The 24,210-nt window shown below is 67.9% G+C and carries 22 protein-coding genes; 16 read left to right on the top strand and 6 right to left on the bottom strand.

Annotation, left to right across the window (positions count from 1 at the left end; translation table 11 throughout):
• Positions 1-26: 26 nt before the first annotated feature.
• Both AC5Y6X_RS03405 and AC5Y6X_RS03400 read right to left on the bottom strand, forming a co-directional pair.
• The gene (locus tag AC5Y6X_RS03405) at positions 27-1,643 is read right to left on the bottom strand and encodes an FAD-dependent oxidoreductase (protein ID WP_499984520.1); all 1,617 of its coding nucleotides are present in this window, start codon (positions 1,641-1,643) and stop codon (positions 27-29) included.
• A gap of 14 nt (positions 1,644-1,657) precedes the next feature.
• On the bottom strand, positions 1,658-2,335 hold the full coding sequence (locus AC5Y6X_RS03400) for an IclR family transcriptional regulator (RefSeq protein ID WP_499984519.1): 678 nt from the start codon (positions 2,333-2,335) through the stop codon (positions 1,658-1,660).
• Between the two features lie 98 nt (positions 2,336-2,433).
• On the opposite strand from AC5Y6X_RS03400, the gene AC5Y6X_RS03395 reads away from it, so the two are divergent.
• From AC5Y6X_RS03395 to AC5Y6X_RS03360, 8 genes are read left to right on the top strand one after another with little or no spacing between them, the layout of a single operon-like run.
• On the top strand, positions 2,434-3,306 hold the full coding sequence (locus AC5Y6X_RS03395) for an alpha/beta fold hydrolase (protein ID WP_499984517.1): 873 nt from the start codon (positions 2,434-2,436) through the stop codon (positions 3,304-3,306).
• Positions 3,306-4,988 carry a bifunctional 3-(3-hydroxy-phenyl)propionate/3-hydroxycinnamic acid hydroxylase gene (locus AC5Y6X_RS03390; RefSeq protein WP_499984514.1) on the top strand — a complete coding sequence of 561 codons (1,683 nt, stop codon included), beginning with the start codon at positions 3,306-3,308 and terminating at the stop codon, positions 4,986-4,988. The genes AC5Y6X_RS03395 and AC5Y6X_RS03390 overlap by 1 nt, the downstream gene beginning before the upstream one ends.
• A complete protein-coding gene (locus AC5Y6X_RS03385; RefSeq protein ID WP_499984512.1) occupies positions 4,936-5,853 on the top strand; it encodes a 3-carboxyethylcatechol 2,3-dioxygenase in 918 nt (305 codons plus the stop codon). The genes AC5Y6X_RS03390 and AC5Y6X_RS03385 overlap by 53 nt, the downstream gene beginning before the upstream one ends.
• Positions 5,850-7,583: an FAD-binding protein gene (locus AC5Y6X_RS03380; protein WP_499984511.1), complete on the top strand. Its 1,734-nt coding sequence runs from the start codon at positions 5,850-5,852 to the stop codon at positions 7,581-7,583. The genes AC5Y6X_RS03385 and AC5Y6X_RS03380 overlap by 4 nt, the downstream gene beginning before the upstream one ends.
• A gap of 2 nt (positions 7,584-7,585) precedes the next feature.
• Positions 7,586-8,893, top strand: a complete 1,308-nt coding sequence (locus AC5Y6X_RS03375; protein WP_499984509.1) for an LLM class flavin-dependent oxidoreductase — start codon at positions 7,586-7,588, stop codon at positions 8,891-8,893.
• A 20-nt stretch (positions 8,894-8,913) separates the two neighbouring features.
• Positions 8,914-9,744, top strand: a complete 831-nt coding sequence (locus tag AC5Y6X_RS03370; protein ID WP_499985216.1) for a coniferyl-alcohol dehydrogenase — start codon at positions 8,914-8,916, stop codon at positions 9,742-9,744.
• Positions 9,732-10,721 (top strand): cyclase family protein, encoded by a 990-nt coding sequence (locus tag AC5Y6X_RS03365; RefSeq protein ID WP_499984508.1) that lies wholly within the window; start codon positions 9,732-9,734, stop codon positions 10,719-10,721. The genes AC5Y6X_RS03370 and AC5Y6X_RS03365 overlap by 13 nt, the downstream gene beginning before the upstream one ends.
• Complete coding sequence (locus AC5Y6X_RS03360) at positions 10,721-11,548, top strand: alpha/beta fold hydrolase (protein ID WP_499984506.1); 828 nt, start codon at positions 10,721-10,723, stop codon at positions 11,546-11,548. Before AC5Y6X_RS03365 ends, AC5Y6X_RS03360 begins: the two co-directional genes overlap by 1 nt.
• Here the strand turns inward: AC5Y6X_RS03360 and AC5Y6X_RS03355 are convergent.
• Complete coding sequence (locus tag AC5Y6X_RS03355) at positions 11,536-13,140, bottom strand: multicopper oxidase family protein (RefSeq protein WP_499984504.1); 1,605 nt, start codon at positions 13,138-13,140, stop codon at positions 11,536-11,538. The genes AC5Y6X_RS03360 and AC5Y6X_RS03355 overlap by 13 nt on opposite strands.
• Entirely contained in the window at positions 13,133-13,888 is a 756-nt protein-coding gene (locus AC5Y6X_RS03350) for an SDR family oxidoreductase (RefSeq protein ID WP_499984503.1), read from the bottom strand. The genes AC5Y6X_RS03355 and AC5Y6X_RS03350 overlap by 8 nt, the downstream gene beginning before the upstream one ends.
• A gap of 141 nt (positions 13,889-14,029) precedes the next feature.
• On the opposite strand from AC5Y6X_RS03350, the gene AC5Y6X_RS03345 reads away from it, so the two are divergent.
• Positions 14,030-14,851 carry an SDR family NAD(P)-dependent oxidoreductase gene (locus AC5Y6X_RS03345; protein WP_499984502.1) on the top strand — a complete coding sequence of 274 codons (822 nt, stop codon included), beginning with the start codon at positions 14,030-14,032 and terminating at the stop codon, positions 14,849-14,851.
• Between the two features lie 53 nt (positions 14,852-14,904).
• On the opposite strand, the gene AC5Y6X_RS03340 is transcribed toward AC5Y6X_RS03345, so the two are convergent.
• On the bottom strand, positions 14,905-15,150 hold the full coding sequence (locus AC5Y6X_RS03340; protein WP_499984500.1) for a hypothetical protein: 246 nt from the start codon (positions 15,148-15,150) through the stop codon (positions 14,905-14,907).
• Between the two features lie 106 nt (positions 15,151-15,256).
• Between AC5Y6X_RS03340 and AC5Y6X_RS03335 the strand changes: the two genes are divergently transcribed.
• Genes AC5Y6X_RS03335 through AC5Y6X_RS03305 form a run of 7 tightly spaced genes read left to right on the top strand, consistent with a single transcriptional unit; the run spans position 15,257 to position 23,357 of the window.
• Complete coding sequence (locus tag AC5Y6X_RS03335; protein WP_499984499.1) at positions 15,257-15,922, top strand: TetR/AcrR family transcriptional regulator; 666 nt, start codon at positions 15,257-15,259, stop codon at positions 15,920-15,922.
• 11 nt (positions 15,923-15,933) lie between these two features.
• Positions 15,934-16,128 (top strand): ferredoxin, encoded by a 195-nt coding sequence (locus AC5Y6X_RS03330; protein ID WP_499984498.1) that lies wholly within the window; start codon positions 15,934-15,936, stop codon positions 16,126-16,128.
• A gap of 1 nt (position 16,129) precedes the next feature.
• Positions 16,130-17,374 carry a cytochrome P450 gene (locus tag AC5Y6X_RS03325; protein WP_499984496.1) on the top strand — a complete coding sequence of 415 codons (1,245 nt, stop codon included), beginning with the start codon at positions 16,130-16,132 and terminating at the stop codon, positions 17,372-17,374.
• Positions 17,375-17,402: 28 nt separating this feature from the next.
• The gene (locus tag AC5Y6X_RS03320) at positions 17,403-18,575 is read left to right on the top strand and encodes an amidohydrolase family protein (RefSeq protein ID WP_499984495.1); all 1,173 of its coding nucleotides are present in this window, start codon (positions 17,403-17,405) and stop codon (positions 18,573-18,575) included.
• On the top strand, positions 18,575-19,819 hold the full coding sequence (locus AC5Y6X_RS03315) for a M24 family metallopeptidase (protein ID WP_499984493.1): 1,245 nt from the start codon (positions 18,575-18,577) through the stop codon (positions 19,817-19,819). The genes AC5Y6X_RS03320 and AC5Y6X_RS03315 overlap by 1 nt, the downstream gene beginning before the upstream one ends.
• Entirely contained in the window at positions 19,809-20,927 is a 1,119-nt protein-coding gene (locus AC5Y6X_RS03310) for a M24 family metallopeptidase (protein WP_499984492.1), read from the top strand. The genes AC5Y6X_RS03315 and AC5Y6X_RS03310 overlap by 11 nt, the downstream gene beginning before the upstream one ends.
• Positions 20,928-23,357, top strand: coding sequence for a CaiB/BaiF CoA-transferase family protein (locus AC5Y6X_RS03305; RefSeq protein WP_499984490.1), 2,430 nt, complete (start codon positions 20,928-20,930; stop codon positions 23,355-23,357).
• 6 nt (positions 23,358-23,363) lie between these two features.
• Here AC5Y6X_RS03305 and AC5Y6X_RS03300 read toward each other — a convergent pair whose 3' ends face one another.
• Positions 23,364-24,200 (bottom strand): SDR family NAD(P)-dependent oxidoreductase, encoded by an 837-nt coding sequence (locus AC5Y6X_RS03300; RefSeq protein ID WP_499984488.1) that lies wholly within the window; start codon positions 24,198-24,200, stop codon positions 23,364-23,366.
• Positions 24,201-24,210: the final 10 nt, after the last annotated feature.

Here is a 24,210-nt window from a genome sequence, read left to right as displayed (position 1 = left end):
CGGCGAAGGCAAGGCGCAAGACACAGCTATTGGAGGTCGACGGACTTGCCAGTGGCGGCCGCATGCCCGGCACGGTAGCCGAAAACCATTGCCGGGCCGAGAGTCCCGCCAGCACCACCGTAGGCCCTACCGGTCGCGCCTGCCATCGCGTTGCCCGCGGCGAACAGGCCGGTGATCGGCTCGCCACTGACGTGCAGCACGCGGCCGTCGGGATCGGTGCGCGGTCCGCCCTTGGTCCCCATCGCGCCGATGCACACCGGCACCGCATAGTAGGGCGCGGTGTCGATCGGGCCCAGTGTCTTGCCGGCCAGCGTGGTGGCGCTGTCGTCGCCCCAGTAACCGTCGTACGCGCTCGATCCGCGGCCGAAGTCGGGATCGGCGCCCGCAGCCACGTGCCGGTTCCATTCCCGGACCGTGCGGGCGAGGCCGTCGGCGTCGATGCCGGTCTTGGCGGCCAGCTCGGCAAGGTCAGCTGACTCGCAGAACCAGTCCGGAACCGGTTGTCCCGGAGCGACACCCAGAAATCCGTAGCGCTGCAGGTGCACCGAGTCGAAGATGATCCAGCCGCGATCGTTCACGTACCCGCCGCGGGGGTCAAGGTAGTGGAAGGCGCCTGCCATCGAGTTGTAGTCGCAAGCCTCGTTGACGAACCGGCGGCCGGCGGCGTTGACGATGATGCTCCTCGGCCGGGTGCGCTCCAGGCGCACGCTGCGGCTGCGCGGCTTGCCGTCGATGGTGTCGCCGGGGATTTGCACGATCGGCACCCACCACGCCTCGCCCATGTTGCCCAGCTCCGCGCCGACAGCCATCGCCATGCGCAACCCGTCCCCGGTGTTGTTCGGCGGGGAGACCGCCCCGTGCATCGGTCCGCGTAAAAATGCCTGTGCCAGAACGGGATCCCACTCGAAGCCGCCAGTGCCCAGGACGACGCCGCGGCGGGCACGCACGCTCACGCTGCGTCCCGGCAAGGCCACCCGAACCCCGGTGACCTCCCCGTCCTCGCCCACGAGTTGCTCGGCGCGCGCGTTCACCTGCGGTGTCACCCCGGCATCCAGCAGCCCCTTCAGCAGCCCCGCGATCAGCGCGGTGCCGGCCACGCACAGATGGCTGGTCCGCTCGTCGATGGCCGCGTGCAACCGGGCCCGCGTCTCGGCATCGAAGCCGACGTTGGACCAATCGGCGGGAAACGACGTGATCCGGGTGGCCCATTCGCCCAATTGCGCGAGATCGAACGGGACCGCGCTGAGCGATCGGCCGCCCGTCGGTTGTCCTCCCGGCAGCTCCGGCTGGTAATCGGGGAAGCCGGTGGCGATCTCGAAGCGCAGACCGCTGTGCGCCTCGACGAAGTCGAGCATCGCCGGGCCGGTGCGCACGAACGTGTCGACTAGAGCGTCGTCCATCGAGCCAAGGGACTGCGCGCGCAGATACCTCAACGCGTCCGCTAGCGTCAATTCCCCGTCGGGAGAACGGTTATGGGCCGGGATCCACACGATGCCACCCGACACCGCGGTGGTCCCGCCGACGGTCGGTGCCTTCTCGAAGACGGCGACGGATGCGCCGGCGGCGGCCGCAGACAGCGCGGCGGTGAGTCCGGCTCCGCCGCTGCCAAGGACGACGACATCGACTTCGGAGTCCCAAGGCATGGACTGATATCCCTTCAGCTCAGTAGCTCGGACAACTGCTTTGCGGCCCTGATGACCGCGTCCTTACCGCGCATCACCACATCCTCACGATGGGAGATGAGGTTGATACACGTTGGCGGGGACGGCGTTTGGCGGTGGACCGGCACCGCGAGGCCGTAGGTGTTGGGCTCGATCTCCGCGTACGTCGTCACCCACCCGCGCTGGCGAGTGCGGGCGACCAGATCCCGTTCGCCGGGGCGCGGGGGCATGCTCGCGAGCAAGGCGATCCCGGCCGCGCCGCGGTCCAACGGATATCGGCTGCCCTCGTGGAAGGACAGCTGGTAGGCCACATGGCTCGGCACGATCACCGCGACCGCCACCTGCTGGTCACCCTCGGCGACGAGCAACGACACCGTGGTGCCGAGATCGTCGGCCAGCGCGCGCAGCGTCGGCAGACTCAGTTGGCGCACGTTGCGGTCGAAGGACGCGCCGAGCACCGCCAGGCCGGCGGCCGGCCGGTACCGCCCGTCCTCGCCCTTGGCCACCAACCGGAATTGGGTCAACGTCGAAAGCAGGCGATACGCGATGGTGCGGTGCACTCCGACCTGGTCGGCGAGCTGCTGCACGGTGAGCCCGGCCGGGGAATCGGCCACCATCTGCAGCGCCGTCAGGCCCCTGGCCAGGGTTTGCGAGCCGGTGCCAGAACCCGTCACAGCCTTGACAGACCTCCATGCGAGAGCGAAGCTCTATTATATAACGCACATTAATGTGCGATATTAGCACAATGCAAGGCTACCGGCGGAGAGGAACCGTGGCGGAGTTCGAGAGCATATGGAGCGATCTCCAGGGCGTCGCGTTTTCGCAGGGTTACCTCATGGCCGGAGGGGCCGGCGGAATCCGCACCCGCTACCTGCGTGCCGGCGATCCCGGCCAGCCGGTGCTGCTGCTGCTGCACGGATCCGGGGGCCACGCCGAGGCCTACGTCCGCAACCTCGCGGCGCACGCCGAACATTTCTGGACCTGGGCGATCGACATGCTCGGGCACGGATACACCGACAAGCCGGGCCACCCGCTGGAAGTCCACCACTACGTCGAGCACCTGATGGCCGTGCTGCGCACCATCGGCGTCGATCGCGCCAGCATCAGCGGCGAGTCGCTGGGCGGCTGGGTGGCCGCTCGCGCCGCCGTCGACCATCCGGACGTGGTCGACCGGCTGGTCCTCAACACCGCCGGTGGCTCCCAGGCCGATCCCGCTGTGATGCAACGGATCATCACGTTGTCCATGGCCGCCGCCGAGGATCCGACGTGGGAGACAGTCCAGGCCCGCATCAAATGGTTGATGGCCGACAAGTCCAAGGATTACGACGACCTGGTCGCCAGCCGCCAGCGGATCTATCGCCAACCGGGATTCGTCGCGGCGATGCGCGACATCATGGCGTTGCAAGACACCGAGATTCGGGCGCGCAACATACTCGGCCCCGCGGAATACGGGTCGATCACCGCGCCGACGCTGGTGCTGTGGACCAGCGACGACCCGACCGCCGACGTGACCGAGGGGCGCCGCATCGCGTCGATGATCCCCGATGCGCGCTTCGAGGTGATGCCCGGCTGTGGCCACTGGCCCCAGTACGAGGACGCCAAGACCTTCAACCGCCTGCACCTCGACTTCCTGCTGGGGCGCTGATGGAGGTCGACGTTGTGGTCGTCGGCGCCGGGCCGGTCGGGTTGACGTTAGCCAATATCCTTGGCCTGCAGGGAGTCAGGACGCTGGTGGTCGAGGAGCGGGACACGCTCATCGACTACCCGCGCGGGGTGGGGCTGGACGACGAGGCGCTGCGCACCTTCCAGTCGATAGGCCTGGTCGACCGCGTCCTGCCGCACACCGTGCCCAACCAGATTCTGCGTTTCGTCGACGCCAAGCGCCGGGTGCTTGCCGAAATGGCCCCGCCCGACGCGCGTTTCGGCTGGCCCAAACGCAACGGCTTCGTGCAGCCGCTCGTCGACGCCGAATTGCTCGTCGGCCTGGACAGATTCGAGCATGTCGAGGTGTGGTGGGCCCGCCCGATGGTGGCCTGCGCGCAAGACGACGACGGGGTGACCGTGGAGCTCGGCGGCGACGGCGACACCTCGACCGTGCGGGCGCGTTACGTCGTCGGGTGCGACGGCGGCCGCAGCATGACCCGGCGAATGATGGACGTCTCGTTCGACGGAACGACGTCGCCGACCCGCTGGCTGGTCGTCGACATCGCCAACGACCCGCTGGGGCACCCGAACAGCGAGGTCGGCGCCGACCCCGAACGCCCGTACGCCTCGATCTCGATCGCGCACGGAATTCGCCGCTTCGAGTTCATGATTCACGCCGACGAGTCCGACGAGCAGGCCGAGGACCCGGCCTTCCTGACCCGGATGCTGGCGCGCATGGTGCCGCACCCCGACCGGGTCGACGTGATCCGGCGGCGCGTCTACACCCACCATTCCCGGATCGCCGGCGCATTCCGCAGGGGCCGGCTATTGCTGGCCGGCGACGCCGCGCATCTGATGCCGGTGTGGCAGGGGCAGGGCTACAACAGCGGCATCCGGGACGCGGCCAACCTCGGCTGGAAGCTCGCGGCGGTGGTCAACGGCCAGGCCGCCGACGCGTTGCTGGACACCTACGATGTGGAGCGCCGCAAGCACGCGCGGGCGATGATCGACCTTTCCACCATGGTCGGCCGCGTGATCTCGCCGACGAACCGGCGGGTGGCGACCGCGCGAGACCTGCTCGTGCGATCCGCGTCAATTGTGCCCTCGCTCAAGCGATATGTGCTGGAGATGCGGTTCAAGCCGATGCCGCGTTACGAGCAGGGCGCCGTCGTACACAACGCGCCGCGCCGTGCCGAATCGCCGGTCGGCACCCTGTTCATCCAGCCCCGCGTGGATACCCGTAGCCAGCACAACATCCTGCTGGACGACCTGCTGGGCAACTGGTTCGCGGTGCTGTGCTGGAACAACAACCCGCGCGAGATCCTCGGCGAAAAGTCGTTCGCGGCGTGGAAAGCCATGGGAGCGCGGTTCATTGCGCTGCGGCCCTCGACTCAGCTGCACTGGACCGGGCACGACGACCCTGATGTCGTGGTCGTCGGCGACCCATCCGGCGACGTCAAATCCTGGTTTGACACGCACCCGGAATCGGTGGTTTTCCTGCGGCCCGATCGGTGCATCGCGGGCGCCTGCATCGCTCAGCGTGCGCCCGAGCTGAGCAAAGCCCTCTTCGATGCCCTCGCGCTCACCCCGGGAGGGGGTGATCGCCGAAGTGGCTCTGGCTCTGTGTTGTATGTCCCACAGTCCGCTCCTGAATCTTCCGGGGCCGTCGCGGGACCTGCTTGACGACGTCGAGGGCGCGATCGCGCGGGCGCGCGCGTTCGTCGAAGATTACGACCCCGAGCTCGTGGTCATCTTCTCACCCGATCACTACAACGGGTTCTTCTACAAGGTGATGCCGCCGTTCTGTATCGGACTGAGCGCCAACGGTGTTGGCGATTACGGCACCCACGCCGGTCCCCTGAACGTGCCCGAGGAGATGGCCACCGAATGCGCGAAGGCCGTGCTCGCCGCCGGTGTCGACGTCGCCGTCTCGGCCAGCATGGACGTCGACCACGGCACCGTTCAACCGCTGGAGCGGCTCTTCGGTGACGCCACCGCGCGGCCGACGATACCGGTCTTTGTCAACGCGATCGCGGTGCCGTTGGGGCCGCTGCATCGCTGCCGCGCGCTCGGTGCCGCCGTCGGCGCCTATCTGGCGACACTGGACAAGCGGGTCCTGGTGATCGGATCCGGTGGGCTCTCGCACAGCCCTCCGGTGCCGACCCTGTCGACCGCACCCCCGGCGGTCCTGGAACGGATCGTGCACGGCCGGCCGATGACGCCCGAGCAGCGGCAGGACCGGCAGGCGACCGTGATCGACGCGGCCAAGAGCTTCGCCGCGGGCGAAAGCGACCTGCAGCCGCTCAACCCGGCGTGGGATCATCGCTTCCTCGAGATCATCGACGCGGGGCGGCTGGACGACCTCGATCAGTGGTCGAACTCGTTCGTGCTGCACGAAGGCGGCGGCTCGGCGCATGAAATCAGAACGTGGGTGGCGGCTTTCGCGGCCCTTGAATCGGCGGGGCCGTACCAGACCGTGATGCGCTACTACAAGCCGGCGGCCGAGCTGATCGCCGGCTTCGCCATCAGGACGGCGACGCCGCAATGACCGACGGGGACTTCGATCACGTTGTCGACGTGCTGGTCGTCGGATCCGGTGGTGGCGGCATGACCGCCGCCCTCACCGCGCACGCCTGCGGGCTGGACACGCTGGTGGTGGAAAAGTCGTCCCACTTCGGCGGTTCCACCGCCCTGTCCGGCGGCGGCATCTGGGTGCCCGGCGCGCCCGCACAGCGCAGGGAGGGCTACGTGCCCGACCCCGAAGCCGTCGTCGAATACCTGCGCAGGATCACCGACGGTCTGGTCAGCGAGGCGCGCATCCGGCAGTACGTCGAGTCGGCGCCGCAGATGCTGGAGTTCCTCGAGCAGCTGTCCGGATGGCTTGAGTTCGTCTGGAAGCCCGGCTATGCCGACTACTACCCGGAGTTGCCCGGCGGCTCCGAACTCGGTAGCACGATCAACGTTCCGCCCATCGACCTGCGCGAATTGGGGCCCGACGAGGACAAGCTGCTCAAGCCGCTGGCGCTCGCGCCCAAGGGAATCTGGCTGGGCCCCAAGGAGCTTCGGACCTTCTATCGGATCAGGCAGTCGTGGGCCGGCAAGGGGGTCCTGCTGAAGTTGATCTGGCGCATGGCCAGGGCGAGGGTGTTCGACGAGCGGATGGCGGCGATCGGACAGTCACTGGCAGCGCGGCTGTGGCTGGCGATGCGGGAGCGCGGCATCACGCTGTTGCTGGACTTGCCGATGGTCGAGCTGCTCACCGACGCCGACGGATCGGTGACCGGAGCGGTGCTGCAGCGAGACGGTGCCAAGCGGCGGATCGGCGCCCACCGGGGCGTCATCCTGGCTTCCGGCGGCTTCGATCACGACCTGGCCTGGCGCAAAGAGCAGCTACCCGTCGTGGACCAGGATTGGAGCTTCGGCAATCCGGCGTCCATGGGAGACGGCATCCGCGTCGGCCAGAAGGTAGGTGCGGCAACCGATCTGCTCGACGAGGCGTGGTGGTTTCCGGCGATCCAATGGCCGGACGGCCGCATGCAATTCATGCTCAACGAACGGATGATGCCCGCGCAGTTCATCGTCAACGGCGAAGGCAAGCGCTTCATCAACGAGGCGGCGCCGTACATGGACTTCGGCCACGCGATGATCGACGGCCAGAAATCCGGGGTCACTCACATCCCGTGCTGGCTCATCACCGACCACAGGTCTTGGAATCGCTATGTCATCGCCGGTCATCTGCCGCTGCCCAAGATTCCCGGGGCGCCGGTGCCCACGGGGCGCAAGGTCCCGCCGGCCTGGCTGGAATCCGGCGTGGTCAAGGCGGCGATGAGCTGGGACGAGATGGCGACCAAGATCGGCGTGCCGGCGCGCCAACTCATAGAAACGGCAACGCGTTTCAACGAACTCGCCCGCAAGGGGCACGACGACGACTTCAACCGCGGGGACAGCGTCTACGACAACTACTACGGCGACCCGACGTTGCCCAACCCGAATCTGTACCCGCTGACCGGTCCGCCGTACTACGCGTTCCGAATCGTGCTCGGCGACCTCGGGACGTCGGGCGGTTTGCGCACCGACGAATACGCGCGGGTCTTGCGGTCCGACGGCACCGTCGTGCGGGGACTCTACGCGGTCGGAAACACCGCCGCGCCGGTGATGGGCCGCAGCTATGCCGGCGCCGGGGCGACCATCGGCCCGGCGATGACCTTCGGCTTCGTCGCGGCCAAACACCTTGCCGCCCAACCAGCCACCCGAACCCCTAATTCTCATAGGAGGTAACAATGAAAATCTCGCTGTTCTACGAGTTCGCCCTGCCGCGCCCGTGGCAGCCCGACGACGAACGCGTTCTGCTGCAGGAATGCCTCGACGAGGTCGAGGCCGCCGACAAGGCCGGGTTCTCCACCGTCTGGCTCACCGAGCACCACTTCCTCGAGGAGTACTGCCATTCCACCGCGCCGGAGATATTCCTGGCCGCGGCCAGCCAGCGGACCAAGAACATCCGGCTCGGATTCGGCATCATGCACCTGCCGCCCGCGGTGAATCACCCGGCACGCGTGGCCGAGCGCATCGCCACCCTGGACCTGCTCTCCAACGGGCGCGTCGAATTCGGCACCGGGGAATCCTCCTCGGTCGGTGAGCTCGGCGGATTCAACATCGACCCCGCCGACAAGCGGGCGCAATGGGAAGAGGCCCTCGAGGTCGCTATCCGATGCATGATCGAGGAACCCTTCGCGGGGTTCAAGGGCGAGCACATCCAGATGCCCGCCCGCAACGTCATTCCCAAGCCGATGCAAAAACCGCACCCGCCGGTCTGGGTGGCCTGCACCCGGCCGGCCAGCGTGCAGATGGCGGCCCAAAAAGCCATCGGCGCTTTGAGTTTCGCGTACACCGGCCCCGGCCCGCTGACCGAGCGGGTCAACGGCTACTACAAGGAGTTCGAGGAGAACGGTGTCCCGATCACCCCGCAGATCAACCCGAACATCCTCGCGATCGGCGGCGACCTGTCGATGATGGTCGCCAAGACCGACGACGAGGCGCTCAAACGGCTCGGGCAGGGCGGCGGCTTCTTCTCGTTCGGCATCATGCACTACTACATGACCGGCATTCACACCCCCGGGCGGACCGGAGTGTGGAAGCGGTACCTCGAAGAGGTCGAGAAGGACCCGACGCTGGCGTACGGGCCCGGACGCGGCGCGATCGGCTCTCCGGCCACCGTCCGCGAGTTCCTGCGCGGCTACGAAGACAGCGGCGTCGACGAGATCATCCTGCTGCTCAACCCGCGCAGCCACGAGGGCACCATGGAATCGATCGAGTTGATGGGCAAAGAGGTGCTGCCGGAGTTCATCGAACGTCACGAAAAGGCGGCGGCCGACAAGGCCGCGCGGCTGGCACCCGTCATCGAGAAGGTGGAGGCGCGGCGCCCCGAATCGACGGCACCGCAATTCGACGAAAACTACTCCTTCGGTGGCCTGCCGACCGGGCGCGGCGGTAAGTTCACCGCCAGCGAGATCCCCGAAGCCATGGCGGAGATCAACGAGGGTCGCGTCCAGGCGGCGCGGCGCGCGAAGGAGCAGGAGCAGGGCAAGTGATGCCGGAAGCGGGTTGAGTGTTGAGTCAGATCGACGAGCTCTGGCGCTACGACGGCCGGCGCGCGGTCGTGACCGGTTGTGCGTCAGGCATCGGCGAACACGTGGTGCGCCAGCTCACGGACCTCGGCGCCGACGTCGTCGGCCTGGACAAACACCGGCCGGCCTTCGAAATCAACGACTTTCACGAGGTCGACCTAGCCAACCCGGGATCGATCGATCGCGCCGCGGCGTCCATCGGTGGGCGGGTCGACGCGCTGTTCAACGTCGCAGGTGTCTCTTCCGGGGTCGGCGATCCGCCGCTGGTCGTCACGATCAACTTCCTCGGCCTGCGGCATTTCACCGAGGCACTGATTCCCCAGATGGCCGAGGGGTCGTCCATCGTGAGCGTGTCCTCCCTGGCGGCGGCCGGATACCGGGAACACCTGCGGGACGTGGCGCCGCTGCTGAATACCGCAACGATGCAAGAGGGTATCGACTGGTGCCACGCCCATCCCGACGAGCTGACCGGCGGCGGCTACCAACTGTCCAAGGAGGCGGTCGTCCTCTACACCATGCGGAGCGCCACGCCGCTGGGCGCGCGCGGTATCCGCATCAACTGCACCGGACCCGGGGTGACCGAAACGCCGATCCTCGACCAGCTGCGGACAGCGTACGGGCAGGGTTTTCTCGACGACATCCCCAAGCCGTTGGGGCGCGTCGCCGGCCCCGCCGAACAGGCATCGGTTCTGCTGTTCCTGAATAGCCGTGCAGCCAGCTACATCTCGGGCCAAGTCGTCTGGGTCGACGGCGGAAACGTCGGCGCTGCGATCGCCCGTGAACTCGAGGAAGGACGGGCACCGTGGCCAGCGTGACTGACTTCCGCAAGCTCGCCCGCGACGTCTCCAACTGGGGGCGATGGGGAAGCGACGACGAGCTGGGCACCCTGAACTTCATCACCGCGGACAAGGTTGCGCAATCCGCCAGCCTGGTCCGGCACGGCAAGGTCTTTCCGCTCGGGGTGGACTTCGGGGCGTCGGGACCGCAGGGCGCCTTCGAGTTCCGCCACAACCCGGTGCACGTCATGACGATTGACGGCGGCGATGTGAACACGCTGGCCAGGTACGGACCCGGGTGGGCGCGTAACCCGTTGGCGCAGCAGCTGAGTCAATACATGGCGGAAAACCCGTTCCGCTTCAACGACGACATGATCATCATGCCGCTGCAGGCCGCAACCCAGTGGGATGCGTTGTCCCACGTCTACTACGACGACAAGCTCTACAACGGTTTTCCGGCGGGCTCGGTGACCAGCATGGGCGCCTACCACTGCGGCATCGACAAGGTCGACGGCAAGGGCATCACCTCGCGCGGGGTGCTGCTGGACCTGGTTCGCCACCGCGGCGCGGAGGTCTTCCTCGAACCGGGCCACCCGATCACACCGGAGGAACTCGACGACGTGGTTCGCGCCCAAGGGGTGACGATCGGGCGCGGTGACATCGTGCTGATCCGAACCGGTTGGTGGACAAGGTTTCTGCAGACCGGCAACAAGATGGAGGGCTACTCCGGGTTGGACTGGCGGTGCGCCTCGTGGCTGCACGATCATGAGGTCGCCGCGGTCGCCGCCGACAACCTGCAGGTCGAGGACCTGGTGTCCGGGGTCGACGGGGTCTTCCTGCCGCTGCATTTACTGTGCCTGCGCGACATGGGGCTGATGTTCGGCGAGTACTGGGACCTCGCCGCGCTGGCCGATGACTGCGCCGCCGACGGTGTGTACGAATTCCAGCTCATCGCGCCACCTTTGAGAGTTGTCGGGGCCGTCGGGTCGCCGGTGAATCCGATCGCGATCAAGTGATGCACCGCAAGACCACGCTGGTCGACGGGCTGGCCACCAGCTATCTGGAAGCCGGCGCCGGCGATCCGGTGGTGCTGCTGCACGGCGGCGAGTTCGGCGCCAGCGCCGAACTCGGCTGGGAACGCAACATCGCCGCGCTGGCCGATCACTATCGCGTGTTGGCGCCCGACCAGCTGGGGTTTGGGCAGTCGGCGAAGGTGATCGACTTCGTCGACGGCCGTGGCATGCGGATCCGGCACGTGGCGCGGTTCTGCGAGGCGCTGGGCATCGGCTCGGCGCACTTCGTCGGCAACTCGATGGGCGCCATCAACCTGCTCACCGACGCCACGTCGGATGCGCCGCTGCTGCCGATCCGCAGCCTGGTGATCATCTGCGGGGGCGGGGAAATCCAGCAGAACCGACACTTCGAGGCGCTGCAGCAGTACGACGCGACCGTGCCGGCGATGCGGCGCATCGTCGAGGCGCTGTTCCACGACCCGGGCTACCCGGCCGATGACGACTACGTGCGCCGCCGCCACGAGTCGAGCACCGCGCCGGGGGCCTGGGAGGCCGTGGCCGCCGCCCGGTTTCGTCGCCCGGGCGCCGCGCCGTCCCCGACTCCGCCGGCGGCGCGGGCCTACGAGCGCATCGATGTGCCGACGCTGGTGGTCGAGGGGGGAGACGACAAGCTCCTTCCGCCCGGCTGGGCGGCTCAGATCGCCAAGCAGATCGACGGCGCCCGCTCGGCGGTGATCGGCAAGGCGGGTCACTGCCCGCAGATCGAACAGCCCTCGGCGGTCAACGAGTTGCTGCTGGACTTCCTGGCGACGGTAGGTCAGAAAACGTAGTCCAGGCGGGTCTGCATCCCGGCCTCTTGATGGTAGGTGTTGTGGCAGTGCAGCATCCACGTTCCGGGGTTGTCGGCGACCAGAACGGCGAGAACCTTCTGCTTCGGCAGGACGATCACCGTGTCTTTGCGCGCACCGAGGCTGCCGTCGGCCTTGATCAGCTGGAACGTGTGCCCGTGTAGGTGAATTGGGTGATACATCGCGGTCGTGTTGTCGAACGTGATGGTGGGCCGCTGACCCTCTCGGATCCGCAGGGGATCCGTCTTGCTGTAGGGCTCGCCGTTGATTGTCCAGTTGTACTGGATCATGTTGCCGCCCAATGTGACCGGGAGGTTCAGCCCGGGTTCGGGGCGACCGAGGTTGGCGGGTGTAGTCGCGGTGAACATGTCGATGGTACCGACGCGCTTTGTCAGTTCGGCCGGTTGAAATCCCGGGTCGGATTGGCTGCCGGCTCCAGTGGAGAGGAACGCGCGCGCCAGGGCGCCCTTGCCCTCCGCGAGCGCGACCAGAGGGAAGACGCCGTCGGCGGCGGTCACGATGACGTCGTAGCGTTCGGCCATGCCGATCAGCAGGGCGTCGACCTGTCTGGGCACCACGGGGTAACCGTCGGTGTGGGTGACCGTCATCGAGTGGCCGGCCAGCGCGACGCGGAAGGCGGTGTCGGAGCCGGTGTTGATGAAGCGGATCCGAATCCGCTGGCCCGGCTTGGCGCTGAAAGTGACCGGGGCCGTGGGAATTCGGCCATTGATCAGATAGTACGGGTAGGCGATGTCGCCCGAGTCGCCGCCAAGCAGGTCGCTCCTGCCGACGCCGCCCGAGGGCGCCTCGGCCGTCGAAGTCGCCGGAGTTGTGGAAGTCGAAGTCGTTTCGGAGGTCGAAGTTGTAGCTGCTGTCGATGTCGTCTCGGTCGTGCTGGGCGGACTGGACTTGGGCGGCTTGTTCGGGCTCGTGAGTTCGTTGTAGAGCTGTTGCGGGGACTTGCCGATGCCGTCGGTCCAATCGTCAAGAACGACAATCCATTCGGCATCGTAGTCGCTGACGGTTGGATCGTCGACGATGACCGGCAGGTAAAGACCCATGTCGGCGTCCAACCCGGTGTGCGGATGTGCCCAATAGGTACCCGGAGCCGGGACGGAGAATCGGTAGGTAAAGTCTTGGCCCGCAGCAATGTTGGGGGTCGCGGGTGCCGCCCCGTCCATGTCGTTGCGCAGCGCGATACCGTGCCAATGCACCGATGTCGGGTGGTCGAGCCGGTTGGAGACCGTGACGACCAGCTCGTCACCGATGCTGGCTCGGATCAGCGGTCCGGGAACGGAATTGCCGTAGGCCAGTGTATGGACGATGGGTCCACCCAAGTCGATCTGCGTCGGCTGCGGGGCCAGGCTCGCGGTCACGGTGCGCCCGCTGTGCGGGCGGGCCCCCTCGGCCGCGGCGACGGCGGCGGCCATTTGAGCGGCACTGCCCGTTGCCTGAGGCTTCGATTGGCCGCAGCCGGCCAGTGTCACGCCGCCCGCGATCCCGGCGGCCATGAAGCCACGCCTGGTGAGCCGCGTCCGCTCGATGGGGACCCCGCTCGCGGGCAGCTCAGGCATTCATGGAGTCCTTCCAGTCGCTGTAGCGGGTGGGGTAGATCGTCGGGTTCTCGCTGTCGAGGGGAACGATGGTGTGCTCGTCCAGCCTGGTACCGAAGTAGCGGGCCGTGGGGTCGCCCACCACCTGGCGGGGATCGTTCGACGCGGCGAGCGCGGTCCGGATGAAGTCGGCCATGCCGCACCGTTCCGGGCCGGCGACATTGGTGAAGCCATTGGTCGGACTGCTGATCGTCGCGCCGGTCACGGCGGTGGCGACGTCCTTCGCGGCGATGGGCTGGAACGCCCCCTCCGGCAGGAGGACCGTGTCGCCGTCGGTCGCGGAATCGGCTATCGCGCCGACGAATTCGAAGAACTGCGTTGCGCGCACGATAGAATAAGGAAAACCCGACTCCTCGATCAGCTTCTCCTGGGCAACCTTGGCACGCATGTAGCCACTGTCCGGGGCACGGTCGGCACCCACGATCGATAACGCGACGTGGTGGCGCACTCCAGCGTCCCGTTCCGCGGCGAGAAGGTTTCTGGTCGACGTCGTGAAGAACTGCAGCACCGGTTCGTCGTCGAAGGAGGGCGAGTTCGACACGTCGACCACCGTGTGCGCTCCCGCGACGGCTTCGGCGAGACCTTCGCCGGTGATGCTATTGACACCCGAGCGTGGCGAGGCCGGAATCGCCTCGTGTCCCAGTTCGGTGAGGTTGGCGACGACCTGCGACCCGATCAGCCCGCTGCCGCCGATGACCAACACCTTCATGATCGAGTCCTCCCCGAGATAGCCGATGAACTGGCCGCCTCATCATTGCGCGGATGCTGGCCGGCCGGAACCCCGCAAGAGCGCCCGCGGCCTTAAATCAACTGCTTGACTTAATATGGCCAACGCCGATTAACTCGTCGTGTGGTCAACGAACTGGCGGGCAAAGTCGCCATCGTCACCGGCGGTGCGTCCGGCCTCGGCCGGGCCACGGTCGAGCGATTCGTCGCCGAGGGCGCGCGCGTCGTCATCGCCGACGTCGAAGAGGACGGGGGCGAAGCCCTGGCGCGCGAGCTGGGCGCCGACGCCCTGTTTCGCCGCACCGACGTCTCCGATCCCGAGCAGGTCGGGGCGCTGGTGGCTGCCACCGTCGAGACGTTCGGCGGCCTGCACGTCATGGTCAACAACGCCGGAGTGCCGAGCGCCATGCACCCCCGATTCCTCGACGACGACCTGGCCGATTTCCACCGCGTCATGGCGGTCAATCTGCTGGGCGTGATGGCCGGAACCCGAGATGCGGCCCGGCACATGGCCGCCCACGGCGGGGGATCCATCATCAACATGACCTCGATCGGCGGAATCCAGGCCGGCGGTGGCGTGATGACCTATCGCGCATCCAAAGCCGCGGTCATCCAGTTCACCAAGTCCGCGGCAATCGAGTTGGCGCACTATGAGATTCGGGTCAACGCGATCGCGCCGGGCAACATTCCCACGCCGATCGTGTCGAAGTCGGCGCTGGACGTGGATCCCGAGCAGCTCGCGCGGTTCGAGGCGCAGATTCGGCAGACGATGCGGGAGGACCGCCCGCTGAAACGCGAAGGCACCCCCGACGACATCGCCGAGGCGGCGTTGTATTTCGCCACCGACCGGTCGCGCTATGTCACCGGGACCGTGCTGCCGGTGGACGGCGGAACGGTCGCCGGCAAGCCGATCCGCCGCCGGAGCGACTCAGGCAAGTCTGACTGAAAAGCTTTGCGGGTTACCTGCTTCGGACGGTCGATATCTGCTGCCACGACGCGTCAACGACCAGCATCTGGCCACTCGCCTCGCCACTCGTCCAATGTCGCCAACACCTCAGTAGTGGATACCGCCGACGGCCGCCGGCCGGTGCGGGCCAGCCACTGCGCGACCGGCGGCCGCGCGGCCAACCGGGCGGCCTCCCTGCGCAGCAGCTCGGGAACGGTGATCCCTTCATACCCGGCGCGGCGCACCAACGCGGCGTACACCGCGTCGTCGATGCCGCGGATCTGGATCGTCTTAGGCATATTGCATGATCGCATGCGCAGATCCATGAACCGATGCGCGTTTCGATGCCGCACCGCGTTAAATCAAGCGCTTGACTTAAAACGACGGAGGCGGTTGACTGGTGCAATGACCGCGGCAGGCAGGGCCGTTCGCACGGAGCGGGCCAGCTCCACCCAGGAGGCGATCCTTGCGGCGGCCGAGCGCCTGTACGCCGAGCACGGCATGTTCGCCGTGTCGAATCGCCAGGTCAGCGAGGCCGCCGGGCAGGGCAACAACGCGGCGGTGGGCTATCACTTCGGCACTAAGGCCGACCTGGTGCGCGCCATCGAGCAGAAGCACCGCGGCCCCGTCGAACAGCTTCGCGAACAAATGGTGGCCGAGCTGCTGGACTCCGGCGGGTCCCCGGACATGCGGGACTGGGTGGCCTGCCTGGTGCGCCCGCTCACCGACCATCTGGCGGACCTGGGTAATCCCACCTGGTACGCGCGCTTCGCGGCGCAGGCGATGACCGATCCGGCGTACTACAACATCATCGTCAAGGGTGCGCTCAGCTCGCCGTCGCTGGTTCAGGTCGTCGACGGGATCAACAGCTGCCTGCCCAACCTGCCGGCGGAGGTGCGGTTCGAGCGCAACGTCATGGCCCGCAACCTGCTGATGCACACCTGTGCCGACCGTGAACGCGCACTTGCGGCCGGTTCGACCATGCACCAAACCTCCTGGCGGGCAGCGGCATCCGGCCTCATCGACGCAATCGTGGGGCTGTGGCTGGCGCCCGTCACGCCAAACGAATGAAAAGCATCGCGATGAAAGTGACTGTGGACCAAAACATTTGCGCATCTTCGGGCAACTGCGTCATGAACGCGCCGGAGGTTTTCGACCAGCGGGACGAGGACGGCGTCGTCGTCCTGCTCACCGAACACCCGTCGGCCGAGCAGGCCGAGGGCGCACGCAAGGCCGCCGCCGCCTGCCCCGCGCAGGCCATCCACGTCGAGGAATGAAATGTCGGACACGCTGACAGGCACCGAAAACCAAGCCGCCGCCGAGATTCCGGAGTACCCGATGGCCAGGCGGGCGAGCTGCCCCTTTGCCCCGCCCCCGGACGTCATGGCGCTGGCGGCGAGCAAGCCGCTGTCGCGGGTCCGGATCTGGGACGGCAGCACACCGTGGCTCATCACGGGCTACGAGGAAGTGCGCGAGCTGTTTTCGGATTCCCGGGTCAGCGTCGACGACCGGGTGCCCGGATTCCCGCACTGGAACGCGGGCATGTTGTCCACCGTGCACAAGCGCCCGCGATCGGTGTTCACCTCCGACGGTGAGGAGCACACCCGGTTCCGGCGGATGCTGTCCAAGCCGTTCACGTTCAAGCGGGTGGAAGGTCTGCGCCCGACCATCCAGCAGATCACCGACGACCACATCGACGCGATGCTGGCCGGCCCGCAGCCCGCCGACATCGTCACCGCGCTGGCGTTGCCGGTGCCGTCGCTGGTGATCAGCCAGTTGCTCGGGGTGCCCTACGAGGACGCCGACATGTTCCAGCATCACGCCAATGTCGGGCTGGCGCGCTATGCGACCGGTGAGGACACCGTCAAGGGCGCGATGAGCCTGCACAAGTACCTGGCCCGGCTGGTCGAGGCCAAGATGGAAAACCCGGCCGAGGACGCGGTCTCCGACCTTGCCGAGCGGGTCAAGGCCGGCGAGCTCAGCGTCAAGGAGGCCGCGCAACTGGGCACCGGGCTGCTGATCGCCGGGCACGAGACCACGTCGAACATGATCGGCCTGGGTGTGCTTGCGCTGCTGCAGAATCCGGAGCAGCTGGCCGTCATCCGCGATGCCGAAGACCCGAAGGTGATCGCGAGCGCCGTCGAGGAGCTGCTGCGCTATCTCAGCATCATCCAGAATGGTCAGCGCCGTGTCGCGCTCGAAGACATCCCGATCGCGGGCGAGGTCATTCGTGCCGGGGAAGGCATCATCATCGACCTGGCACCGGCCAACTGGGATTCAAGCGTCTTCCCCGAACCGGACCGCCTGTATCTGCACCGCGCGGGCGCCGACCGCAACGTGGCGTTCGGTTACGGCCGACATCAGTGCGTGGGCCAGCAGCTTGCCCGCGCGGAGCTGCAAATCGTCTACCGCACGCTGTTCCGTCGCGTCCCGACGCTGGCGCTGGCGGTCGACATCGAGGACATCCCGTTCAAGCACGACCGGCTCGCCTACGGCGTGTACGAATTGCCGGTGACATGGTAGCCCAGCCGATCCGAATGGAGGGTCAACGATGACGACTCAATCAGGCACCATTTCGCTCTACCCGCCCGAAGGCTTTGGCGCACCGAAGGATCGCCGCGGGCACGCCGGCGGCGCGAACGTGGGTCTGCCCGAAGGGACGGTCGTCTTTTCCGCCGACAACCACATTTCCCTGGCGGCCGACATCTTCTACGAACGCTTCCCCGAGGACCTCAAGGAGAAGGCGCCGCGGATCTGGTACGAGGACGGCGCCTACCAGGTCGGGCGCAAGGGGCAGTCGTTCCTGCCGGGCGACTTCAGCGCGGTGCTGATGCAGTACGACGACCTGCCCGGCGCCGCGAGCACCAACATCGAGGCCCGGATCCAGGAGTTGCACGACGACGGCGTCGACAAGGAGCTGGCGTTCCCCAACGCGGTGCTGGCGCTCTTCCACTACCCGGACAAGAAGCTGCGCGAACTCGCCTTCCGCATCTACAACGAATACATCGCCGAGCTGCAGGAGCGCTCGGCCGGCCATTTCTACGGCGCCGGGCTGATCAACTGGTGGGACCCGCAGGGCACGCGGCGAACGCTGGACGAGCTGAAATCGTTGGGGCTCAAGACGTTCCTGATGCCGTTGAACCCGGGCAAGGACGACGACGGCAACCCGATCGACTACGCCAGCACGTCGATGAGCGCGGTCTGGGACGAGATCGAGGCCTCCGGCCTGCCGCTCTCCCACCACATCGGCGAGACGCCGCCGAAGAGCCCCTGCGAGTTCAACAGCGTGGTCGTCGGAATGATGATCAACATCGACGGGTTCCGGGAGACGTTCTCCAAGTACATCTTCGGTGGCATCCTCGACCGGCACCCGCGGCTGCGGATCGGCTGGTTCGAGGGCGGCATCTCCTGGGTGCCGTGGGCGCTGCAGGACGCCGAGCACCTGGTGGCGTCCTATCAGCACATGTTCAACCGGCCGCTGGAGCACGACGTGCGCCACTACTGGGACAACCACATGAGCGCCTCCTTCATGGTCGACCCGCTGGGCCTGCAGCTGATCGACAGGATCGGCGTGGACAAGGTGATGTGGTCCAGCGACTATCCGCACAACGAAAGCACTTACGGCTATTCGGAGAAGTCGCTGGCGGCCGTCGTCGACGCGGTCGGGCCGGCCGACGCGGCGCGGATCGTCAGCGGAAACATCACGAATTTCCTTGGGCTATAATGACAACGTTCGCGCAGGCGGACGCCGGCACCGATAACGGCCTGGTGATTCCCGAGACCCCCGACCTCGCCCGGATGCGCCGCGAGACCGGGGCCCGGCTCCGGTCGGCGATGGCCGAACGCGGCGCCGACGCGATGATCCTGCTGGGCAACAACGCCGTGGTGTACGCCACCGGGACCAGCTGGCCGCTGGGCGACGCCGGGCTGTCCTACGTCGAGCGACCGGTGGCCGTGGTGCTGGCCGACGACGAGTGGCCGCACCTGTTCCAGCCGTTCCGCGAGGGCGCAGCGCACGAATCCGACCTGCCCGCCGATCACCTGCACGGGCCCGTCTACCTCGAATTCGACGAGGGCATACGGAATTTCGCGCGTGTGCTGGCCGACTTGATCCCGGCCGGGGCCGCCGTCGCCGTCGATGAATGCACCGGCGCCATGTCCCGGGCGGGAAAGCTGTTGTTTCCCAGCGGTCCTCCGGCCGACGCCGCGGCCATCGTCGGGGCTGCCAAGGCGATCAAGACGCCCGACGAGCTGTCCTGCATGCGCACCGCCATCCGAATCACCGACGAGGCGATGGTGGAGGTCCACAAGCGGCTGGCGCCCGGGATCCGCCAGATCGACCTGTCCGCAAGCTTTTTGCGCCGGGCCTTCGAGCTGGGCGCCACGGCCAGCATGCTCGAACCGATCTGGCAGGTGATGCCGCCGAGCAAGGCCGAAGGCGTGTGGACCACGCACGGTGACCTGGCGTTGCCGCTGCTTTCCACCGAGCGCGAACTCGCCGAGGGCGACGTGCTGTGGACCGACGTCAGCATCACCTACCACGGCTACTGCTCGGACTTCGGGCGCACCTGGATCGTCGGGCGTGATCCCTCGCCGCGGCAGCAGGCGCAGTTCAACCGCTGGTTCGACATCATGACCGCCGTGCTGGGCGTCGCCCGCGCCGGGGTCACCGCCGCCGACCTGGGCAGGGCCGCGACCGAGGCCAACGGCGGCAGCAAGCCCTGGCTGCCGCACTTCTACCTCGGTCACGGCATCGGCGTCAACGCCGCCGAAATGCCGATGATCGGAACCGATCTCGGCCAGGAGTTCGACGAGAAGTTCGTCCTGCAGCCCGGGATGGTGCTGGTCCTGGAGCCGGTGGTGTGGGAGGACGGCACCGGCGGCTATCGCAGCGAAGAGGTCTTGGTGATCACCGAGGGAGGCTGGATCCGGTTGACCGACTACCCCTATGACCCCTATGGCCACTGAAGTCCTGCCCGACGCTCGGGCGCTGCGCTTGGGGCGACGGCAGCGCGCGCTGGACCAGATGGCCGAACACGATCTCGACGTCCTGGTCCTCGGCCGCCAGGCCAACGTCCGCTACGTCTCCGGCACGCCGCAGCTGTGGGTGGCCGGCACCCGGCCGTTCGGCCCGACCTGTGTGCTGGTGCGCCAAACGGGCGCCGTTCACCTGCTGAGCACCTGGGACGAGGGCGTGCCCGACGACATCCCGCACGAGAACCTGTACGGCATCTCGTGGAATCCGGTCAACACGATGGCGGCGCTGCAGCGCATCGACGGTGCGGCCACCGCCCGGCGGGTCGGAACCGATGCGCTCTCACCGGCTTTCGCGCAGCTGCTGCCGACCGCCTTTCCCAACGCCGAGCTGGTCGACGGGGAACTCGCCATGCGCGCCGCCCGGCGCGTCAAGACGGCCGAGGAGGTGGCCGCGCTTCGCGACGCGATCGCGGTGGCGGAGGCGGGCCTGGCCGCCGCGGTTTGCGAGCTGCGGCCGGGGGTCAGCGAGCAGATGCTGGCCGGCGTGCTGCTGGAGGCCGTGGCGGCCGGCGGGGTGAGCACACCGTCGAATCAGGATGTCGCGTGGGTGACCTCGCGTGAGCACCCCTGGCGACGGGTCAACGGTGACGGCCGCATCGCGGACGGCGACCTGGTCGCCCTTTCGGCCGGGGTGCTGGCCGGCGGTTACATCGGCGAGGTGGGGCGGACCTGGCCCGTTGGGACGGTCCCGGGCGCGACAGCCCTGTACCAGCGGTGGAACGCCCTGTGGGACAAGCTGTTAGCGGCGTGCCGGCCGGGGGTCGCGGCCGGCGAACTGCTCACTGCCTACCGGGCCGCGGGCGAGCCGGCGCCGCCGATGCCGGTGGCCCGCGGCCTGGGCATGGGCTTCGACCCGCCCGTCGTCTCCCAGCACCTGCCCGACACCGCGGCCGACGAACGTCTGGAGCCGGGCATGGTGCTGGCCGTGACGGGCTACGTCTGGGAAGCGGGAGTCGGCGCGGTCTTCGGACGCGAGGCGGTCCTGATCACCGCCGACGGTCCCGAGGTGCTCACTCGCAGTCCGTCGTGGCAGGCATGAGTGCGGCAACCCTCGCCTGAGCCGCAGGCGCCGCCGCTGGCCGGTTACACGGTGGTCGACCTGTCTATCGGAATCGCGGGTGCCTATTGCACCAAGTTGCTCGCCGACGGCGGTGCCACCGTCGTCAAAGTCGAGCCGCCGCAGGGTGATCCGCTGCGGCGCTGGTCGGCCTCCGGTGCCGCAATCCAGGCGGGGGACGACGGGGCGTTGTTCAGCTTTCTGGCCGGATCCAAGCACAGCGTCGTCGCCGACCCCGAAGCCGAGGGCGATGTCGCGATGGTCCACCGGCTGCTGGCCGCGGCCGACGCGGTGGTCTGGTCCGGGGGTTCCGAACTGGCCGAGCGCCGAGACTTCACGCCCGCGGCGCTGCACCGGGCGCACCCCCACCTGACCGTCGCCTCGATCACCCCGTTCGGGCTGGACGGCCCCTGGCGGGACCGGGCCGCAACCGAATTCACGTTGCAGGCATGGTCGGGTGGGATCGTCGGGCTCGGCCGCGGATTGCCGGAGCGGGCACCGGTGTACATCGGGGGGCAGGTCGGGGAATACATGGCCGGCGCCTACGCGAGCGCCGCGATCCTGGCGGCGCGGTTCGGCCGCGGCTCGGGAGAACACGGAGAACTCATCGACCTGTCGATGCTGGAGACCCAAATCCTGTGCCTGACCTATTACCCGGTCACCTACTTCGAAATGCTTGGCCGTCCTTGGCGGGACGCGCGTCGCCTCACGGTGCCCGGCGTGGCCCAGGCGAAGGACGGCCTGGTCGACCTCGGCTGCGGCACCGCGCAGCAGTGGTTCGACCTGTGCGCGATGGTGGGCCACCCGGAATGGATCGACGAGCGATCGCCGCTGACCATCACCGAGCAGGCCAACATCCATGCCGAGGACATCTACAAATGGGTCGAGGCCAACACGGTCGACGAGATCCGCGAGCTCGCAACGGCATTCCGGATTCCCAATGCGCCGGTGGCCAACGGTGCCAACATCACGTCGCTGGACCACTTCGTCGAGCGCGGCTCGTTCGTGCGCAATCCCCGCGACGGCTTCCGGCAGCCGGGCCATCCCTACCGGATGCGGCCCGCGCGGCTTCGCCCGCCCGGCCCCGCACCGCGACTGGGCGAGCACACCGCGCATTACCGGGCCGCGGGTGTGCGGCCGCGCCCCGCGCCGACAGGTCTGTCCCGCTCAAACCGGCTGCCGTTCAACGGTATTCGGGTGCTGGACATGACCACGTTCTGGGCGGGTCCTTGCTGCACGCACTTTCTGGCCATGCTCGGCGCCGACGTGGTGCACGTGGAATCCGCGCGCCGGCCCGACGGTACTCGGCTGATCGCCGGCGTGCCGGTCACCGAGGACCAGTGGTGGGAGAAGTCGCCGATCTACGCGGCGCTGAACACCAACAAGAAGGGCCTGACCCTCGACTTGCAGAGCCCGCGCGGGCAAGAGGTGTTGCGCCGGCTCATCGCGACGTGCGACGTGATCGTGGAGAACTTCACGCCGCGGGTGCTGGATCAGATCGGGCTGGATTTCGCTGCGGTTCAAGCCGTTCGGCCCGACGCGGTCATGCTGCGGATGCCCGGGTTCGGGCTCGACGGCCCGTGGCGCGACAATCCCGCGTTCGCCTATGCCATCGAGTCGGCCTCCGGGCTGAGTTGGCTGACCGGCTATCCCGACCGCCCGCCCTACGAGCCGTATTCGATCGGCGACCCCAACGCGGGTGTGCATGCGCTCAACGGCCTGCTGCTGGCGCTGGAACACCGCCGCCGCACCGGGGAGGGCGTGCTCGTCGAGGCCGCCATGGTCGACGCGGCGCTCAGCATTACCGCCGAACAGGTCATCGAGCACACCGCGTACGGGGCGCTGCTGCAAAGGGCGGGCAATCGGGGGCCCACCGCGGCGCCGCAGAACCTGTACCGCGCCGCGGATGTCGACGAGTTCGGACGGCTCGACAGCTGGGTCGCCATAGCGGTGTCGAGCGACGAGCAGTGGGAAAGGCTGTGTGGTGCGCTCGGATCTCCCTCCTGGGCAATCGATCCCGAGCTGGCGACCGAAGCCGGACGGCGTGCACACCACGACCTGATAGACGAGCGGCTCGCCGCGTGGTGCGAGCACCGCGGTTGCGACGACATCGTCGCAACGCTGTGGGATGCCGGTGTGCCGGTGGCCAAGGTGATGCAGCCCCACCGCCAGACCGAGCTGGAGCAGCTGGCGTTTCGGGGCTTCTTCGAAAGGGTCGATCACCCGGTGAACGGCGGGGCCAGGCTCAGCACAGTGCCGATGCGGTTCTCCGGCGGGCCCGCCGCGTTCCACGCGAATCCCGCGCCGCTGCTTGGGCAGCACAACCACGAGTTGCTGGCCGAGCTGGGCCTGACGCCGTCGGAGATCGCGGAACTGGAAGCCGACGGCATCGTCGGCACGGCGCCGGCCTAACGGTCGTTAGTGGCGCCAGCCCTCGGCGGCCTGCTCGTCGAAAGTGCGGTCGATGCGCTCGAACCTGCGGCGAACCGACGCGCGAGCCGCCTCGTGCGGAAGGATGTACAGCCGATTGGCCAGTATCGCGTCGGCCGTCAGGCGGGCGACGTCCTCGACGCCCAGGGTGTCGTCCTGCGCGGGCAGCGGCCCGAGCGAGCCCGTCACGTCGGGGGTCGACGAAAGCCCGTAGTCCGCGCCGCGGATCCTTTCGGAGTTGGAGACCAGCTTGGTTTCGACGACCATCGGGCACAGCACGGACACGCCGATGCCGTCGTCGCGAACCTCGCGGGCCAGCGTCTCGGCGACGCCGACCACGCCGTACTTGGCGACGCCGTACGCGCCGAGGCCGGCGTTGGGCACCAGGCCGGCGAAGGACGCGGTGAAGGCGACGTGGCCGCCCTTGCCCTGCTCCAGCAGCCGCGGCAGGAACGCCTCGACGGCGTGGATCGAGCCCCACAGATCGATGTCGATCACCCAGCGCCAGTCGTCGTGCGTCATCTGCGCCAGCGGACCGGCCACCACGATGCCGGCGTTGCTGAAGACGACGTCGACCTGGCCCAGCAGGCGGAAGGCCTCGCCGGCGAGGTGGACCATCTCGTCGAGATGCCGCACGTCGCATAGCACGCCATGCGCCTCGAATCCATCGCCGCGCAGCCGGGAAACGGCCTGCTCCAGCGTGGGCTTGTCGACGTCGGCGAGCACCACGCGGGCGCCGCGGCGGGCGAATTCGGTGGCGGTGGCCAATCCGATACCACTCGCACCGCCGGTGACCACCGCCCCGCGTCCCTCGAATCCGTCCATGGACGGAAAC

It is taken from the genome of Mycobacterium sp. NGS26 (assembly GCF_059813025.1).
This window is presented reverse-complemented; position numbering and strand designations above follow the sequence as displayed.